Raw genomic sequence first — 16,492 nt, 5'->3', positions numbered from 1 at the left:
GACATGAAGGCAATGCGCTTCGCCGAGTACGGCGGCCCGGAAGTCCTGAAACCGGTAGATGTGGCCGAGCCCCACGCCGGCCCCGGCCAGATACGTATCGCCGTGCGAGCGGCAGGAGTGAACCCGCATGATTGGCGGGTCCGCGAGGGCCAGTTCCGGCGGATCCACCCGATCCCGCTGCCCGCCGGCGTCGGACAGGACGCATCGGGCGTGGTGGACGAGATCGGCGACGGCGTAGTCGGCATCGAGGTCGGTGAGCCCGTATTCGGCCGGGGTTCGAACACCTACGCCGAATTCGCCGTCCTGTCCTCCTGGGCACGCATACCCGAGGGATTGAGCTTCGCCGACGCGGCGGGGTACCCGTCGGTGGTCGAGACCGCGATACGGATCATCCGTCTGGTCGGCGTCCGGCCGGGACAGACGCTGCTGGTCAGCGGCGCAGCGGGCGGAGTCGGGTCGGCGGTGTTGCAGATCGCCCGCGAGCGGGGAATCAAGGTGATCGGCACCGCCGGGGCCGCGAACCAGGACTACGTGCGAAGCCTGGGCGCCGTCGCCATGACCTACGACGCAGGTTGGGAGGAGCGAGCACGCCGGCTCGGCACCATCGACGCCGCCCTCGACCTCAACGGTGCGGGCGTCATCCGCGGACTCCTCGACCTGACCGGAGACCCGGACAAGGTGATCACCATCGCCGACCTCGAGGCGCCGATGCTCGGTATCCGATTCGCCGGTGTCGGCGGCAGCATGCCCGAAGCTCTCGCCGCGGCCGTCGACCTCATCGCGCGCGGGAAGCTCCACATCCCGGTCGATCGGTCATATCCCCTCACCGAGGCCGCGTCCGCGCACGCCGACAGCCAGGCCGGACACACCCGCGGACGCCGGGTCCTGCTCGTCTGATCCGATCCTCCCCGGGCAGGGGCCATCTGAGCCCGCCGGCCGAGCCAGAGCAAACCCTACTGGCCACACCCTCACGGTAACCCGGTGGGACGCAAGCCATTAGCGAGCCACACCAAAACCGTTGGCGGGCAGCCGATTAGAGTGCTTCCCACCGGAAACCTGGGACTGATCCTGGCCGGGACCAAGTCCTACCACCATTCTCGAGTAGCCGATTCCAGTGCGTGTCGAGCCATCCTGGCTGTTCGGGGCTGGCTTGGGTCAATTCGTGGACTGAGTCGCATTCACCGCCGAGATGGGGGATCGAGGTATGCGGCCGTTGCTGTTTGCACGAACGATCGGATCAACGGGTTGGCGTCGCCCTCCTTCCAGACCACCACCACCCTGCTCGGCGCCATATCGATCAGCGGGACCGCGGCCAGTCCCTCGGGCACTTTGTGCCCGAGCGGAGTAATACCGACGGTGCCGTTCCAGAGCACGGCTTGCACACATTCTTGAACGACCCGCACGACCGGGCCCTCCCGCGGTTCGCCACCGTTCCAGTAGGTCTGCCAGAGGGGGTCCGTGCCGGCGGGAAACTGGAACCAGCGACGGTCGGCCAAGTCGGTCAGTTTCAGGTGGTCGCGGTGAGCCAGCGGGTCGTCGGCGCGTAGTACGGCTCCGACCGGGTCGGCGCGCAGTTCACGGACGGTCAGGGCGGTGTCGTTGAACGGTGCGCGGGTCACGGCGACGTCGACCAGTCCGGCCTTCAGCCCGCAGGTGGGGTCGGTGAGGTCGGTGTCGCGGATACGGATGTCGACCTCGGGATGCCTGTGGCGGTAAGCGGCGGCAAGTCTGGTGATGCCGGGGTCGGTGGCGTCACCCAGGATGCCGATGGTGAGGTTCGCGTTTCCGGCCGCGGCGGCCACCCGCACGCTGAGCCGGTCGGCCTGCTCGAGCAGAGCACGCGCCTCGTCGAGTAGCACCGCCCCGACCGGGGTGAGACCGACACCGGTGGGCGACCGATCGAACAGGGCGGCACCGACTTCCGCCTCCAGTTGCCGGATGGCGCGGCTCAGCGGCGGTTGGCTCATGTGCAGCCGGGTGGCGGCGCGACCGAAGTGGCGTTCCCCGGCGACAGCTACGAAGTAACGCAGCGTACGTAGCTCCACACTGGCACGATACCCGTCCGGTATCGGTATCGCGGAACAGGTCTTGGACACCTCCGGTGTCCCGGCGGTGCAATCGAAATATGACCGATGAAGCACACAGCGACGAAACAAACTCCGCCACAACGGTTTCGATAGTGCATCCCGGCGAGGGTGAGGTGATCATGTTGGGCGCCACGCGAATGCGTATCCTCGAGGACGGCAGCAATACCGGCCACCGTCTCGGAGTCGCCGAATCCGTCGTGGCGCCCTACACTCCGGGACCTCCGCAGCACCGGCACGCCCAGCACGACGAAGGCTTCTATATCATCAGCGGCACGGTGCGGTTCACCGTCGGCGACACCACCTACGACGCGACAGCGGGCACGCTGGTGATGGTCCCACCCGGCGCCCCGCACACCTTCGCCAACATCACCGGCCAACCGGCCGTCATGCTCAGCACCTTCACACCAGACCTGTATGTGCAGTATTTCCGCGACCTACAGGACATGATCGCCGACGGCCGGGAACTGACACCACAGGTGAACGTCGCCGTGATGAGCCACTACGCCACCGAGCCCGCCACCGATTTCACCTGAACCCCAGCGGACCGAGGTGCTTTCGCCACGGTCACTGATGTCACCCTGGATAGGAATTGTGACCATCGCATTCTGGATCGCCGCCGGCCTGCTCGCGATCTTCTATCTGTATGCAGGCGCACTGAAGATCACCCGAAGCCGGGATCGACTCCGGCCCATGATGGCCTGGGTGGACCGCACACCCCTACCCGCCGTCCGCGCCATCGGCGTGCTCGAAGTACTCGGCGCGCTCGGGTTGATCCTTCCACCCCTGACCGGCGTCGCACCCTGGCTCGCTGTGATCGCGGCCGTTGGGTTCGTACTCCTGCAATTCGGTGCGATCCCGGTCCACCGGACCGGCGGAGATCGAAATGTCGCCCTCAACATCACCCTTCTTCTCACAGCAGCCGTGACCGTTTTGTTCGCGACCACTTGGGTGTGACTCTCTGCGACGCAAACATCCCACCGCTGACCGCGCTGACCGGACCGGCCAGCGCAGCACCTCGGAAGATCAATGGGCAGCGGCCATCTCGGGCGATTGACCGACCGCCGGCAGTGCGCGGTATTGCCGAGTTTCGGACGACCGGCGCAATCCCGCACAATCCGCTGTAGAACAGCAGTTCGGCGCCAATTCCTCAGCTGTAGTGCGCGTTTAGAACGGTTGGGTTGGCCGTTCATGCGCGCACGGCAGCGTGCTCTTCTGCCGCGATCCGGGCGGTTCGAAGGGGCTGGCGCGAGAAGTCTTGCGCACCAGTGCGGGTGAGGTTTGGAGTCGGCGGCCTGCGTGCCCATGAGATCAGGGGCGCAACGGTTTTCGCCTCGGACGCGAAAGACACGGTAGTGCCGGATGGAAGAACATCCGGCCGAACGAGCGGACGCCGACGTGGCGTAGCGCTGTCCGATACATCGAATTGGGGGGAACCTCATGACTGCCTTTGCCTCGGCCACCCGTAAAGCGGCCGTCGCCATGATTGCGATCGCGGCGGCGCTCTTCATCCCCTTGGCAGGCGCGGGTGCCGCCAATGCCAGCGGGGTCAATACCGAGATCAAGTTCGCGCTCGACACCGACCACGGTACCGTGGACGGCTACATCAACCGCGGATACTCCGACACCTGGTACTTCGACGCCCGCGCCGGTCAGCAGCTGAGCACCGACATCACCTCGCACTACACCTCCGCCTCAGGAACCGCTGTCTACACGCTCACCTCACCCGACGGCCAGCAGCTGGCCATCGACACCACCGGAACCCAGCTCTACCTCCCGGCCACGGGCACCTATTACCTGACCATTACCTCGCCCGAGCACGACGCCTCGTACACGCTGAACCTCCAGATCGACTGAGCGTCCCTGGTTACGGGTACGAGCGGAGGTCGAGAATCGATCGATTCTCGACCTCCGCTCGTTCGTTCCCGCGCTGTTCGGCTCGAGCTGCGCAGGCAGCCGAAGATCAGTCGGCCGTCCTGATTCGAGGCTGGCCGAACGCACCCTCATGCCGCACCTTCAGGTCAAGACTTCGTTAGGGTTTGGGTTCAGCCTTGTTGGTGGGTCCGGGATGTGACTTGTCCGAAGGATCGGTGTGCGGGTTGGAACCGGTCGCGCTGGAGTCAGGAGTCGTTCCCGATTGCCCTGCCGGGCCTGCTGATTCGCGTTGACGCTGGTCGGCGAGCATCCGGACGTAGATGACGTTGGACAGTCGTCGTTTGAGCGCGCGGATCGCCTCCATCGAGGTTTTGCCGGCGAGTCGGTCAAGACACCTGAAACACTGCATCGCCAACTGCCGGCACGGCGAGGTAGGTTCGCGCGAAACGACGAGGGGAACGGATGTGAAAGATCCGCACGATCAACCGGAGTTACCGACGCCGGCCCCACACGGCGCGACCGCCGTCACCGCATCCATTACCGCACTGATCCTCGGTCCACCCACCGGAATCGCCGGAATCATGTGGGTTCTCTACATGGTCGTCGCAATCGAAGATCACGCCCGCGAATATCACACCCGCGAATATTCAGAGATCGGCGGGTACAACACAGACCTGATCGTCATGGGGATCGTCGCCGTCGTCATCGGGCTGACCTGGTCCGTCGGCGGATCCCTTCTGCTGGCGTACATGAAAACGGGTCGTTTCCTGTTGATCCTCGCGTCAGGGGTGGCACTGATCGTGAGCGTTGCACAGCTCTTCAACAGGGGTTTCACCTTCTTGTTCATTCCGATCATCGTGAGCCTGCTGATTCTCGTCCTGTGCGCGGTCCCGGCAACCGGTCGCTGGATCGTGGCGAATGAACCAGAGCCGAATCCGCTTGCACACGATCAGGACCGGGACTGAGTTCGCCCAGCTGGCCACGCTATTCATGGACATATGTTCTAGGTCGTTGCTCATTGGGCTGCGGGGCCCGCAATGCCGAGCTCCCGAGCGGGCTTCAGTCGACTCGAGTGCGCGGTAATGCCGCGTGGAGTCGCGTTCGGTGGGCTCTGCGCAAGGTTCGACAATACGGGCTGTGGGTTGTCAGTCGGTCACCGACAAGGACAACCGAGCGACATAGGTGCCGGAGATCAGGACGAAGTCCGTCCACAGGTTTGCATTGTAGCCATCCGGCCGAATCCTCACTTCAGCGGCGAATTGGACTCTGCCGAGCAGTGTTTCGACCTTGTCCGCGAAGGTGCAGATATGCGCGTCCAGTGCTGAGGGGTGAGCGTACGGACCGGACCGAGGAGCCATCCGGCGCAGCAACCCCGAAGTGTTCGGGCCGGGGCCTGGAAGATCAACTGGGACTACCGATCTGAGCCTCGCCGAACACACCATATTGCCGAGTTTCGGACAACCGGTGCAATCCCGCACAATCCGTTGTAGAACAGCAGTTCCGCGCCAATTCCTCAGCTGTAGTGCGCGTTTAGAACGGCTGGGTTGTCCGGTTCATGAGCGCAAGGCAGCGTGCTCTTCTGCCGCATGCCGCGCTGACCGAACCGGCCACCGTGAGGCGCCGGCGCGGGGCATCGGAAGATCAACTGGCCGTACCGATCCGACGCCGGCGGAACGTCCGCAACTGCCGATTTCGGGCTTGTTCCAGAGCTGCTCGTCTTGTTCGGTCCGCGCCAGTGCCCAGACTCCGAGGTTCTGCCCGATGGTCAGTGTCTGCGACGTCGCGTGGGTGTGGGCTGCGCGAGTCGATCACCGTTCATGAGCGCACCCGCTTGCTTCAGTTGCCGCAGCACCGGCGATATTTCGGCGGTATGGATGCCGGTCAGATCGGCCAGTTCGGTGGTCATGTGCCGGTACAGGTCGTTGGTGTTGCCGAAGGACAGCGTCGCGATCAGGTTGAACGGTCCGGTGATCGCGGCCGCGTAGGTCGTGTTCTCGTGTTGGGCGATGGCCTGCGCGACTGGTTCCAGTTGTGCTGGAGTGACAGTGAGCCACAGCAGTGCCGCGAGCCGGGTGCCCAGTGCGGCGGGAGCAATGTCGAGGTCGAAGTAGAGAAGCCCGGAGGCTTGCAATGCTTCGATGCGACGCATGACTCTTCCTGGACTCAGGCCCGTCGAGCGGGCCAGCATCGCATAGCTTGTCCGTCCGTCGCGGGCAAGGAGGTCCAGCAGTGGACGATCAGCGTCCTCGATTCGGGTATCGCCCGGGGCGACGGGCGTGGCGGCCGGATCAGCGAGCCGACGACCACGCGAATCGACCGGACTCGCGCCGACGAAGCGATGCAGAATCATCGACGCCGAGACGTCCAGGACCGGTGCACTCCGCTGCAGTCGTTGCGCCAGAAGGTCTTCGCGCGTGTGCTGGGCACGTGGATGCAGCGAAAACACGACCTCGGCGCCGCCGCCGGCGAGGCTGACCCACGCCGTGTCGTCGCGGCGCGCGAGCGCCTCGGCCACTTGTAGCGCTCCCTCGGGGCGACAGCGTACCCGGACGATCCACTCCGTCTCGCCGATCGCGCGGGCATCGACCGCCCCGATCACCCGAACCAAGCCGTCGCGACGCAGTCGCCGATACCGGCGCGCAATCGTCTGTTCCGCGACACCCAGTTCGTCCGCCACGACACTGAATGGAAGGCGTGGATCGAACTGCAGCGCACGCACAATTCGCTTATCGATCGGATCGAGTACGGAGTTTTCGCGCATGCCAGAGTCGCTCACTGCACAAAATCTACGCCGTGGACGACCGGAGGCGACTTCCTCCGATGCCGAGGAAGATACTCGACGCCGCATATCCAATCCCCTGAAAGGACAACGGAATTGCGGAAGTGGCTACCGCTGCTGACGGTCTGTCTCAGCACCTTCATGCTGCTCATCGACGTGACGATCGTGAACGTCGCGCTACCGGACATGCAGCGCGACCTCGACGCTTCCTTCAGCGCGCTGCAATGGGTGGTCGACGGCTACGCGCTGGCCATGGCGGCGTTGATGCTCGGCGCCGGATCGATCGGTGATCTGGTCGGGCATCGACGCACCTACCTGGCGGGTATGGCGCTGTTCACGGTATCGTCGCTGATCTGCGGGATCGCACCGAATCCGGCGATACTCATCGCGGCCCGCATCGCACAGGGTATCGGAGCGACCGCGATGGGCTCGATGACCTTCGCGCTGTTGAACAGCTCCTACACCGGCCGCGACCGGGGTGCCGCGTACGGAGTATGGGGAGCGATCGCGGGCGCATCCTCCGCCGTCGGGCCGATCATCGGTGGCGTGCTCACGAATTGGGCATCGTGGCGGTGGATATTCTTCGTCAACCTCCCGGTCGGCATCGTGGCAATAGTGTTGTGCGCCTGGGTAATCGCCGAGTCAGGTGCGTCGCACGGCGGCCGGGTCGATGCGCCAGGTGTCTTCACGTTCGCCGGCGCCGCCGGTGCCGCGACGTACGCGCTGATCCGGGCCAACGAGCACGGCTGGTCGGATGTCGGGATCCGGTGGACACTGCTGACCGCGGCGCTCGCGCTCGCGCTGTTCCTCACCATCGAACGGTATTCGACACATCCGATGCTCGACCTCGCTCTGCTGCGGGACCGTTCGTTCATCGGCGTACTGATCGCCGGGGTTGTCTTGTTCTTCGCAGCGTTCGGGGCGCTCATGTACACCCAGATCTGGCTGCAATCGGTGCTCGGGATGAGTCCCATCGGTGCCGCCCTCGTGGGACTCCCCTTGTCCGCACTGGCATTTGCAGTGTCCGGCGGACTCGGCCGACACCTGCACGGCCCGAATACTGGGCGCATCATCGGTGCCGGACTGCTGATCACCGGTGCAGGCGGGATAGTGGGCGCGCTTCTGGTCCACGGCGGCGCTGGTTGGCCTGCGCTGGTTCCGGGGTTCCTGCTGCTCGGCGCTGGGGTTGGACTGGCCACGGCAACCCTGAATTCTGCTGCGGTATCGGCGGTTCCGCTGCAGCGCGCCGGAATGGCGGCCGGCGCGGTCAACACCGCACAGCAGCTCGGCATGGCCGTTGCCATAGCCACGCTGGGCAACACATTCACTCTACGAGCTCAGCACGTGCTCGCGGCCCAATCGATGCCCGACCCCGCCGCCACAGCGCGCGCCGTGGCAGGCGGCCAAACCCCACTGATACTGGCGCACACTCCGGCCGCGGTGCAGCCCATCGTCCGCGAAACCCTGCATACCGCAGCCGCCGCCGGCATCCAGAGCACACTCGCCGTCAGCGGAATCGTCGGACTGCTGGGAGGCCTACTCGTTCTGCTACTCACCCGCCCCCTCCAAAAAGCAAGTCTCACACCCGAAACTGCCGCACCCGGAGTCGAATCCACCAGCCACTGAGCACGGCGAGCCGGACAGGTGCACGACACCTGCCCGGCTCGCCCAGTACTGGAGCCGATCTACCGGCCCAGACAAGATCATCACGTCCGCGGCGCCAACGCATTTCCGCATGGCGCGCTGACCGAACCGACCAGCGCGTCACCTCGGAAGATCAACGGGCCGAAGGCATCCCGGGCGGCTAACTAACCGCGGGCAGTGCACGCTATAGCCGAATACCGGATGTGTAGTCGGCGGTGTCGTGGTCTTTGGGTGGCAGACAACCGTGCTGACGGGAATCAGCCCCCGCGGTCGAGCAGTCCCCTGAAAGCGCGCTGCACTGTGTGGCGCCGGCTAGGGCCTCAGCACGATTTTGCCGTGGGTGTGTCTGCGTTCGAGCTCGGTGTAGGCCTGACGAACCTGTGTCAACGGGTAGACGTTCGCGATCGGGACTTCGAGGTGTCCGTCGGCGATCAGGCCGGCCAGTTCGGCGAGGACCTCGGCGCCCGGCCTGCCGTTGGGCCCGGGTTCGGTTTTGACCCCATACTTTGCGGCTGCTGGGAAATCAATGATGGTGTCGATCCGCTCGATTGCGACGCCGAGAGCGAGGGCCAGTTCAACGTACCCGTCGCCGTAGGTGTCGATGAAGGCATGGATGCCGCCCGGTGCGGCGGCCTTGATCCGGTCCATGACGCCGTCACCGTATGCGACGGGGATCACGCTGTGGCTTTGCAGCCACTCGTGGTTGCTGTCGCTCGCCAGACCGATGACCGTGGCTCCGGCACGACGCGCGAGCTGAACGGCGAGTGAGCCGACTCCTCCGGCGGCTCCGGAGACGACGACGCTATCGCCCTTCTCGAGCTGTACGGAATGCACTGCCCCCCATGCAGTCACGCCGGCAATGTATAGGCCGCCCGCCACTTCCCATGGGACGTTCTTCGGTTTGGGGGTGAGGTTGTCGACGTCGACGAGGACCAGCTCGGCCTGGGCGCTTCGCCGCTCGGAGAATCCGATCACCTCGTCACCGGGCGCGAATCGGCCGGCTCCGGCACCGATCTCGACGACGACTCCGGCGAGATCGCTGCCCTGCCCGGAGGGAAAGATGGAGGGAAAGATGTCCGTCATCGCGCCGGTGCGTAATGCCGCCTCACCGGGGTTGATGCCTGCTGCTCTCACCTGCACGAGGACCTGCCCTTCCCCGGGCACGGGACGGTCGACCTCCTCGATCCGCAGGACGTCGATTCCGCCGGATTCGTCGTACCTGACTGCTTTTGTCATTGTCTTGCTTCTCCTCTGGAGCGCCATGCGCGGCTGACTTCGAGAACGGGAATGGTTCGCACCGGCGTGCCCATCACCAGGGCACTGTTCCTGCGTCGTCGAAGAATCCGCCGGTCGGTCCGTCGTCGGGCAGGGTCGCGAGGTGAATCGCGATCGCCGCCCCCTGCTGTGGTGTGCGGACGCCTTGGAAGCCATTGAGATCGGTGGCGGTGAAACCGGGGCAGCCGGAATTGATCAGGATGTTGGTGCCGCTCAGTTCCTTGACGTATTGGATAGTGACGGCGTTGAGGAAGGTCTTCGAGGCCAAGTACGCAGTGGGAACCGGGCCCATGTCGATGCCGGGCGTGGTGTGCAGGGCGAGCGAGCCGACACTGCTGGACATGTTGACGATTCGCGGTGAGGCCGAGGCGCGCAGCAGCGGCAGCATCGCGTTGGTGACCCGGATAACCCCGATCACGTTGGTTTCCACGACAGCTCGCACGGTCGCGGGATCGACCGTGGTCGGTGTCTGCGGCGAACCACCGGTGATCGCGGCATTGTTGACCAGAACATCGAGCCCTCCGGCATGGTCGGCGATCAACTCGGCCGCCGCTGCCACACTCGCGTCGTCGGTCACGTCGAGCGGCACGCCGAACGCATCGGTTCCAGTCGCGCGCAACTTCTCCACCGCGGTCTCGCGGCGTTGTCGATCCCGCGCGCCCACCCCGATTCGCCAGCCGAGGGCGCCCAGGCCCGCCGCGATCTCGTATCCGATTCCTTTGTTCGCGCCGGTCACCAGCGCGATCGTCGGTTCACTCATGCCGTCGATCATGTTGCGGACTCGGGTGGGGCGTCCAAGACCGGTCGGGTGGGCGGCGATACCGCACGGGTATTGGCCGTGGTGAGCGCCGGATACGATGACACGGTGGAGACGCGGGAGTTGCGATACTTCGTCGCCGTCGCCGAAGAATTGCACTTCGGGCGGGCGGCACAACGGCTCTCGATGGCACAACCACCGCTGTCGCGGGCGATCCAACAGCTGGAACGGCGGCTCGGAGTCGTTCTGCTGCACCGCAATTCCCGCGCGATCACGTTGACCAAGGCCGGGTCGGTGCTGCTGCGGGAGGCCCGCCTCGCCCTCGAAGCGGTCGAAGCCGCCGAGCGCCGCACCCGCCGCGCCGCTGCCGACCGGCCCGGCGTGGTGCTGGCCACCAAGGCAGGAGCGTCCAGCGAACTGTTGTCGAAGCTGCTGGACGCCTACGCAGCCGACCCCTGCGCTGTCGCGGTCGAGGTGGTGCTGTGCGGGCCCGGCGAACCGGAAAACCTGCTACGCAACGGGCGTGCCGACGTCGCTCTGCTCCACCGGCCCTACGACACGACGGCCGGATTCGACACCGAGGACCTGCACACCGAACAGCAGGTCGTGGTCCTGCCCGCCGGGCACCCCCTCGCCAACCGACCCCACATGTCGATGGCCGAGGTCAACGCCCTGACGGACCTGCCCCTGCCGCGCTGGCCTCGACCGGATGGAAGTTATCCGGACGGCCCCGGCCCGCAGGTTCGCGACCACACCCAGTTGATCCAGCTGATCAGGCTCGGACGGGCCTGCGCAGTCATGCCCGAGTCACTCCGAGCCCAACTACGCGACGATCACGCCATCGTGCCGGTGCCGGACGCACCGGCCGTCACGACCGTCATCGCCTGGCCACCACACAGCAGATCCAAAGCCATCGCCGACCTCGTCCGTACGGCGATACGCCTCTAGCCGATAACATCGCAAATGACGCAGACCGCGCTGACCGAACCGGCCGGCGCCGAGACTGCTCGCGACTCAAAGCGTCCGCTTCTGCCGAATTCCCGTGCGGGAACCGTGGCATCGACGGTCCCGAGCTGTTCGCATGCGGGCGATTATTCCGCCGCCCCGGGACTTGGCCATGACCGCGATGCCGGGTCGGGGATCCGCCATGGCGGGTTCAGGCGATTGGCTCCGGCATAGAACAGGCAAAGACGGTGGCCGTCGGGATCGCGCAGCCATGCCTCTCGCCACAGCCACGACGTGTCGGCGGGCAGGCTGTCGAAATCCACGCCCGCAGCGCGTAGCCGGGCGCATTGGTCGTCGAGGTCATCGGACTCGAAGTAGATGGACACCTGCGCGCCGCCGGGCACGGAGTCCACCAGCTCGACCGAAAACGTGCTGTCACCCTCAGGACATTGGAACCGCAGGTAGTGGTCGTCTTTGACGATCAGCTGGAGTCCGAGCAGTTCATAGAACCGCTCGGACCGGTGCAGGTCGGTGGTACCGATCGTGATCTGATTCAGCCGCATCCGGCCACTGTGCAACCTCGACCGCGGTTCAGGTCAACCGTTCACGTGAGGTTGCGAGCGAGATCGATGTCTGTTGCCGCACAACCGATGACGGGCCGCTTCGCCGATTCCGGTCGCACGCCACCGCTGCGCCCAGCCTGTTCAGCGGAAGAATTCGCGCAGTGCGCCGGCCACCGCGGGGACGTCGTCGGGATGATGACGTTGTCCGGGCAAGGTGACGGTGCGGGCATCGGGCAGCGCCCCCTGGAGCAGGTCAACGCTGGCCGTGCCGTAAGGATCGGTGATCTCGCCGGCGAGGAGAAGGGTGGGCAACTCGATGGCCGACCAGGATGCGAGATCGGGGTCCATCGCCGTGAGGCATTCGAGATCGGCGACCAATCCGGGCGCGCGGAAGGCGAGAGCGTCCGCGAGCGGTTGCAGGGCCGCGCGGGGAGGGACGGGATCGGTGATGGCGGTGAAGAATTCGATGATCGCGTCCTCGGACCGTTCGCACTCCATGTGGAGCCGAATCTTCTCGAGCGTCGGCGTCAATGGAGGGCCGGCGAGCGCGACCGGGGGCTCGTACAGTGCGAGACGCCGCACCATCGACGGATCCCGCTGCATCGCTTCCAAGGTGACCAGACCGCCCGCCGAGTGCCCGAAGACGAAAGCAGGTTCACCCACCGCGGCCAGGACCGCCGCCAGATCGGCGGCTTGCGCGGCGAACTCCGCTGGGCGCGGGCCGTTTCCGCTCGATCCGTATTCACGTCGTTCGATCACGACGACCCGATAATCCGGAGCCAGCAGCCCGGCCAGCTCCAGATACGTGTCCAAGGTGACCAACGCGCCGGGAACGATCACCAGCGCCGGCCCCGCCCCTTGCGTCTGAAAGACAATGCGCGTCCCGTCGGCCGACACGACGCTCTCGATGCAAACCGCCACGTTCCGATCTTGACATACATCTGCGGGTCCGCAGCGAGACGAAGCAGTCGCGCAGCCCGTCAGCGCAAACCCAACGTTGTTCGCCCACCGCGCATTCCGACGACGGACGAGACTCGCGTGTCACTCGCGAACCAGATACACGGCCGCGCATAACATCCTCTTCTGCCGCATACCGCGCTGACCGAACCGGCCAGCGCGAGGCAGTGACGGCCGGAACCTGTTGCGGTGCGGAACATCCGCTACTGATTTCAGTGCACGTCTTCGACGCGAGGGCGACGAGCGCGAGCGGTTGGCGTGGGTGCACAATTCGGTTCGTGACGGACGTACCGCGATTCCTCGATGGTGCACGCGTGCTGGCAACAGCAGATATCCGCGGTGCGAGACCATCTGGATGCACAAGGCACGAAGTGGATGGTCTCGTCGTCAATGACTTCGCAGGACTGGCGATAGCGCGGTACGACGCGAGCCCTGAGGTGTACTTGTTCTATTGCGACGGGGAGTGGAATGTCATCACCGACACCTGCCACCACAGTATTGCCGGGGCGCGCGAGCAAGCCTCCGACGAGTTCGGTCCAGTCGAATTCGTCGAATTCCCATTCGCCACAGGCTGAAACAGCCAACCTGTCCCGAACGGTCGTCCGCAGCCTCCGAAGATCACGCGCCGAGTGTCGTACCCCGCCAGCGGTGCGCGCGCATGCCAGCCGAAATGTCCGCTCCGGGCTTCCCGGGCGGTTAGTAGCGGTCACCCGGCAGGCTCGAAGATCAATGCGCCGAGATCATCTCGGCTCGCGAACCGCGCCCTTTGCCGAGTCTTGACGTACTGGTGTGGACCGAGTCAATGCCTGCGGAAGTACCAATCGGGCCGCGGCTTGAACAGGCGCGCTTTTGCACATCGCGTGAAGCCCACACCTGCCGTCCCTTTGCGCCGTGCTGTCGCGACGCGGAACCTTAGACCGTGTCTGACGTCGTTGTTATTTCGTTAGTGATGTTTCGGGATAATTTGTGCTGCATAATGTTTCGTCTCCGTTGAGACATTTTCCGGGTAGTCGGCCGCTCGGCGAGTTGGGGAGTCGTCCGAGCCGCTGCCGCCGAGTTGCACCCGTCTCGAGCCCGCACCGGACAACGGCGCATCGGCTCGACTTACGTTGGCGTACGCCCCGGGCTAGGTCGGGTCGTTGGGCGGTGACTGCCAGGTCGCCATCTGCGCGCGGAATGTCCCGCATGTCACGATGTCGGGCTTGCTGCATTGGACGGCGTGGGCCAGGAGTTCGTGGGCATGCTGAAGGTCGATGATGCGGCGCTCGATCTCGACGAGCTTGGCGGTCAGCATCGCCTTGCGCCGCGGCCGGTCCTGCTGTAACTCGCGAATCTCGTCCAGGCTGAGACCGGCTGTTTGACACTTGCGCAACAGCACGATCCGGTCCGCGGCCTCGGCCGGATAGCGGCGCTGCCCACCGCGCCGCTCGGGTTCCGGCAAGAGCCCGTGCCGCTCCCAATACCGGATCGCCGAGGCCGGGACTCCGGTGCTGGCGGCGAGCTGGCCGATGGTCATCACGGCTGTTCCTCCTCGTCCGACTCGACGCTTGACTTAAACCCAAGTTTAAGGCGCACGGTGGTCTTCACCGGCGGCAACCGGCCGCCGACAACCGAATCCGAAAGGTCGGATCATGACGGGAACACCGGCAACGACACCCCAGGCCCAGCAGATCGCCGAGACCGCCGCGCAGCTGTTCGTGGCCGGCGTGATGTCGCACTCCGGGCACGCCAACCTCAGCGCGCGGGTGGATAGCGAACGCTTCGCCATGACCCCGGGCTTCGTCCGCGATCTGCGCCCCGAACAGGTGGCGATCGTCCACCAGGACGGTCGGGTCCTCGAGGGAAAGCTGCGGTCCGCCAGCGCCGAGATCATCACCATGCACGGCATCGTCTATCGCAAGCGCCCCGAGGTGGGGGCGGTCATCCATACGCACTCGCCCGCCTCGACCGCGTTCGCCGTGGCCAATCGGCCGCTGCCGTGCCGCACCGAGCCGATGCTGCGTTTCGGCCAGGCCGAGGACGTGCCGATCGTCGCATGGGGGCCGCGCGGGTCGGACGTGTCGGTCCGCAGCATCGCGCAGATCCTCGACGAACGCCCAACCACGCGGGCCGTGCTGCTGGCCAACCACGGCCTGATGGTCTTCGGCCCGGACCCGGCGTCGGCCGCCGAGCTCGTGTACGCGATCGAGGAAAGCGCCGAAGCGGAAATCGCCGCGCAAGCGATCGGCGGGGCCGTGGACTTCCCCGCGGGCGCCCTCGAGGCCGTCCGAGCGTCGATGGCCCGGGTGTCATGAGCGACAACGCATCCCGCGCCGAAGCGATCCGCGACCGCTACCGCTCGACCCTCGGCACCATCCCCCGAGGCGCCGAGGACCGCCTGCGCCTGGCAGAAGAACATGATCGGCTCGACACCGAAGAAGCGATCATGGCGCTGCGGCACATCGTGCTGACCGACAATGCGCTGGGACCACGCGTGCAGCAGCTCGTCCACTTCGGTCAACTGCTGGCCCTGGGCCGATCCGACCCTGCCCGGATCCACGCCCGCGGCGCACTCCACGCCGGCGCGACCATCGTCGACCTGATCGGCGTGGCCGAAACCGCTGTCCTCACCGCCGGCGTGCCCGCCTACGCCCTCGGCATCGAAATCATCGCCGAACTCATCGGACCACCCGACTGAAATCCCAGCCCTTCAGCCACCCGGTCGCTACGGAGGGTCCGGTCTCGCCCCGGACCCTCCGGGGTTTTGCCCTCATCAGCTGCTCGAAGCAGGTGAGGGCGGCGCCCCGTGAACGAAAGGTGGCCTTCGGCAGCAGCGGCTCAGCCAACTCCCGCAAGTCGCCGGGGCGCAAACCGCTCGAAAGCTCGTAAACAAGACGAAACATCGTGCAGCACAACTCATCCCGATACATCTACAACGAGACAACAACGACGTGAGACATGGTGTCAGCTAAGAAGCCGCAGACCGCGTTGACCGAACAGGCGCCGACTCAGGGGCGGCCCACGGCGAGACCCACTGCCACCCAAGGACATCCGCTCATGGCTCGATTATCGAGTGGTGGGCGTCGAACGGACGTTGAGGGTGCCGATGCGCAACTGTCAGTTGGGTTCGGTGTGGCGGTCGTAGCGGGTGCGGGCTCGATTGTGGGCGGTTCGGAGGAGGTTTCGGATTGGGGCCTCGGTTCGGGGGCCGGGGTTGACGACGGCTAGCCAGGCGGCTGAGGCGTAGATCGGGTGGGGGATCAGGGTGTCGGTGGTGCTCGGGTCGAGGGAGCCTCGTTCGCGGGGAGTGTGGCCTGTCCACTCGATGAACTCGTCCCTTGATGTGTTGATGTTCAGGCGGAACGTGCCGGGGCGGTCGAGCTGGGAGGTGGTGTCGTCGGGGTAGTCCTTCGTGATGAGGGTGGCGAAGGGCTGGACTGTGGTGGGGGTGATGCCGTCGGGGGCGTAGTAGAAGAAGTAGTCGCCCCAGGCGATTTCGGGGGTGCCGTCGCCGGGGGCCGGGTGGAGGGTGAGGACGCCGCCGAGGGATTCGATGTATGTGGCCAGGTCTTCGATGGTCATGAGTTACAGCGTTACATTGAAGTGCTCGTGTGGACTTTTCCCTGGAAATAGG

Annotated in this window: 18 protein-coding genes; 10 read left to right on the top strand and 8 right to left on the bottom strand. The window is 65.5% G+C overall.

Going from position 1 to position 16,492, the window contains the following annotated elements:
• Positions 1 to 3: 3 nt before the first annotated feature.
• Positions 4 to 897, top strand: a complete 894-nt coding sequence (locus ACFXHE_RS28390) for an NADP-dependent oxidoreductase (protein ID WP_379387513.1) — start codon at positions 4 to 6, stop codon at positions 895 to 897.
• Between the two features lie 281 nt (positions 898 to 1,178).
• Here the strand turns inward: ACFXHE_RS28390 and ACFXHE_RS28385 are convergent, their stop codons facing one another.
• Positions 1,179 to 2,045, bottom strand: a complete 867-nt coding sequence (locus ACFXHE_RS28385) for a LysR substrate-binding domain-containing protein (protein ID WP_379387499.1) — start codon at positions 2,043 to 2,045, stop codon at positions 1,179 to 1,181.
• Positions 2,046 to 2,125: 80 nt separating this feature from the next.
• Between ACFXHE_RS28385 and ACFXHE_RS28380 the strand changes: the two genes are divergently transcribed.
• The 4 genes from ACFXHE_RS28380 (at position 2,126) to ACFXHE_RS28365 (ending at position 4,924) form a co-directional block, all read left to right on the top strand.
• Entirely contained in the window at positions 2,126 to 2,620 is a 495-nt protein-coding gene (locus ACFXHE_RS28380) for a cupin domain-containing protein (protein WP_379387498.1), read from the top strand.
• A 58-nt stretch (positions 2,621 to 2,678) separates the two neighbouring features.
• Positions 2,679 to 3,041, top strand: a complete 363-nt coding sequence (locus ACFXHE_RS28375) for a DoxX family protein (RefSeq protein ID WP_379387497.1) — start codon at positions 2,679 to 2,681, stop codon at positions 3,039 to 3,041.
• A 483-nt stretch (positions 3,042 to 3,524) separates the two neighbouring features.
• The gene (locus ACFXHE_RS28370) at positions 3,525 to 3,941 is read left to right on the top strand and encodes a hypothetical protein (protein ID WP_379387496.1); all 417 of its coding nucleotides are present in this window, start codon (positions 3,525 to 3,527) and stop codon (positions 3,939 to 3,941) included.
• 359 nt (positions 3,942 to 4,300) lie between these two features.
• Positions 4,301 to 4,924 (top strand): hypothetical protein, encoded by a 624-nt coding sequence (locus ACFXHE_RS28365; RefSeq protein ID WP_379387495.1) that lies wholly within the window; start codon positions 4,301 to 4,303, stop codon positions 4,922 to 4,924.
• An 800-nt stretch (positions 4,925 to 5,724) separates the two neighbouring features.
• Here ACFXHE_RS28365 and ACFXHE_RS28360 read toward each other — a convergent pair.
• A complete protein-coding gene (locus ACFXHE_RS28360; protein WP_379387494.1) occupies positions 5,725 to 6,735 on the bottom strand; it encodes an Lrp/AsnC family transcriptional regulator in 1,011 nt (336 codons plus the stop codon).
• A 99-nt stretch (positions 6,736 to 6,834) separates the two neighbouring features.
• Here ACFXHE_RS28360 and ACFXHE_RS28355 point away from each other — a divergent pair, with 99 nt between their 5' ends.
• Positions 6,835 to 8,364: an MFS transporter gene (locus ACFXHE_RS28355; RefSeq protein ID WP_379387493.1), complete on the top strand. Its 1,530-nt coding sequence runs from the start codon at positions 6,835 to 6,837 to the stop codon at positions 8,362 to 8,364.
• A gap of 330 nt (positions 8,365 to 8,694) precedes the next feature.
• Here the strand turns inward: ACFXHE_RS28355 and ACFXHE_RS28350 are convergent, their stop codons facing one another.
• Both ACFXHE_RS28350 and ACFXHE_RS28345 read right to left on the bottom strand, forming a co-directional pair.
• Positions 8,695 to 9,618: an NADP-dependent oxidoreductase gene (locus tag ACFXHE_RS28350; RefSeq protein ID WP_379387492.1), complete on the bottom strand. Its 924-nt coding sequence runs from the start codon at positions 9,616 to 9,618 to the stop codon at positions 8,695 to 8,697.
• A gap of 73 nt (positions 9,619 to 9,691) precedes the next feature.
• Positions 9,692 to 10,417 (bottom strand): SDR family oxidoreductase, encoded by a 726-nt coding sequence (locus tag ACFXHE_RS28345; RefSeq protein ID WP_379387491.1) that lies wholly within the window; start codon positions 10,415 to 10,417, stop codon positions 9,692 to 9,694.
• Between the two features lie 48 nt (positions 10,418 to 10,465).
• Here ACFXHE_RS28345 and ACFXHE_RS28340 point away from each other — a divergent pair, with 48 nt between their 5' ends.
• Entirely contained in the window at positions 10,466 to 11,362 is an 897-nt protein-coding gene (locus tag ACFXHE_RS28340) for a LysR family transcriptional regulator (protein ID WP_379387490.1), read from the top strand.
• A gap of 143 nt (positions 11,363 to 11,505) precedes the next feature.
• Here the strand turns inward: ACFXHE_RS28340 and ACFXHE_RS28335 are convergent, their stop codons facing one another.
• Together ACFXHE_RS28335 and ACFXHE_RS28330 are read right to left on the bottom strand one after the other, a co-directional pair.
• On the bottom strand, positions 11,506 to 11,922 hold the full coding sequence (locus tag ACFXHE_RS28335) for a VOC family protein (protein ID WP_379387489.1): 417 nt from the start codon (positions 11,920 to 11,922) through the stop codon (positions 11,506 to 11,508).
• Positions 11,923 to 12,063: 141 nt separating this feature from the next.
• Positions 12,064 to 12,819, bottom strand: a complete 756-nt coding sequence (locus ACFXHE_RS28330) for an alpha/beta fold hydrolase (RefSeq protein ID WP_379387488.1) — start codon at positions 12,817 to 12,819, stop codon at positions 12,064 to 12,066.
• A gap of 338 nt (positions 12,820 to 13,157) precedes the next feature.
• Between ACFXHE_RS28330 and ACFXHE_RS28325 the strand changes: the two genes are divergently transcribed.
• Positions 13,158 to 13,454, top strand: coding sequence for a hypothetical protein (locus ACFXHE_RS28325; RefSeq protein WP_379387487.1), 297 nt, complete (start codon positions 13,158 to 13,160; stop codon positions 13,452 to 13,454).
• A 551-nt stretch (positions 13,455 to 14,005) separates the two neighbouring features.
• Here the strand turns inward: ACFXHE_RS28325 and ACFXHE_RS28320 are convergent.
• A complete protein-coding gene (locus ACFXHE_RS28320; RefSeq protein ID WP_379387486.1) occupies positions 14,006 to 14,395 on the bottom strand; it encodes a MerR family transcriptional regulator in 390 nt (129 codons plus the stop codon).
• Positions 14,396 to 14,510: 115 nt separating this feature from the next.
• On the opposite strand from ACFXHE_RS28320, the gene ACFXHE_RS28315 reads away from it, so the two are divergent.
• Together ACFXHE_RS28315 and ACFXHE_RS28310 are read left to right on the top strand one after the other, a co-directional pair.
• Positions 14,511 to 15,173, top strand: a complete 663-nt coding sequence (locus ACFXHE_RS28315; RefSeq protein WP_379387485.1) for a class II aldolase/adducin family protein — start codon at positions 14,511 to 14,513, stop codon at positions 15,171 to 15,173.
• On the top strand, positions 15,170 to 15,556 hold the full coding sequence (locus ACFXHE_RS28310) for a carboxymuconolactone decarboxylase family protein (protein ID WP_379387484.1): 387 nt from the start codon (positions 15,170 to 15,172) through the stop codon (positions 15,554 to 15,556). The genes ACFXHE_RS28315 and ACFXHE_RS28310 overlap by 4 nt, the downstream gene beginning before the upstream one ends.
• Before the next feature lie 419 nt (positions 15,557 to 15,975).
• Here the strand turns inward: ACFXHE_RS28310 and ACFXHE_RS28305 are convergent, their stop codons facing one another.
• Positions 15,976 to 16,440, bottom strand: a complete 465-nt coding sequence (locus ACFXHE_RS28305; RefSeq protein ID WP_379387483.1) for a DUF6194 family protein — start codon at positions 16,438 to 16,440, stop codon at positions 15,976 to 15,978.
• Positions 16,441 to 16,492 lie beyond the last annotated feature (52 nt).

The sequence above is a fragment of the Nocardia sp. NPDC059229 genome (assembly GCF_042754165.1).
GTDB lineage: Bacteria > Actinomycetota > Actinomycetes > Mycobacteriales > Mycobacteriaceae > Nocardia.
Note: the sequence above shows the minus strand (reverse complement) of the source record. Positions and strands in the feature narration are given on the sequence as shown.

What these genes read in the sequence shown, in the direction of transcription:
- ACFXHE_RS28320 (WP_379387486.1), bottom strand. Translation starts at nt 14,395, where the DNA reads ATGACCATCGGCCAGCTCGCCGCCAGCACCGGAGTCCCGGCCTCGGCG.
- ACFXHE_RS28390 (WP_379387513.1), top strand. Translation starts at nt 4, where the DNA reads ATGAAGGCAATGCGCTTCGCCGAGTACGGCGGCCCGGAAGTCCTGAAA.
- ACFXHE_RS28370 (WP_379387496.1), top strand. Translation starts at nt 3,525, where the DNA reads ATGACTGCCTTTGCCTCGGCCACCCGTAAAGCGGCCGTCGCCATGATT.
- ACFXHE_RS28350 (WP_379387492.1), bottom strand. Translation starts at nt 9,618, where the DNA reads ATGACAAAAGCAGTCAGGTACGACGAATCCGGCGGAATCGACGTCCTG.
- ACFXHE_RS28345 (WP_379387491.1), bottom strand. Translation starts at nt 10,417, where the DNA reads ATGAGTGAACCGACGATCGCGCTGGTGACCGGCGCGAACAAAGGAATC.
- ACFXHE_RS28315 (WP_379387485.1), top strand. Translation starts at nt 14,511, where the DNA reads ATGACGGGAACACCGGCAACGACACCCCAGGCCCAGCAGATCGCCGAG.
- ACFXHE_RS28305 (WP_379387483.1), bottom strand. Translation starts at nt 16,440, where the DNA reads ATGACCATCGAAGACCTGGCCACATACATCGAATCCCTCGGCGGCGTC.
- ACFXHE_RS28335 (WP_379387489.1), bottom strand. Translation starts at nt 11,922, where the DNA reads ATGCGGCTGAATCAGATCACGATCGGTACCACCGACCTGCACCGGTCC.
- ACFXHE_RS28380 (WP_379387498.1), top strand. Translation starts at nt 2,126, where the DNA reads ATGACCGATGAAGCACACAGCGACGAAACAAACTCCGCCACAACGGTT.
- ACFXHE_RS28310 (WP_379387484.1), top strand. Translation starts at nt 15,170, where the DNA reads ATGAGCGACAACGCATCCCGCGCCGAAGCGATCCGCGACCGCTACCGC.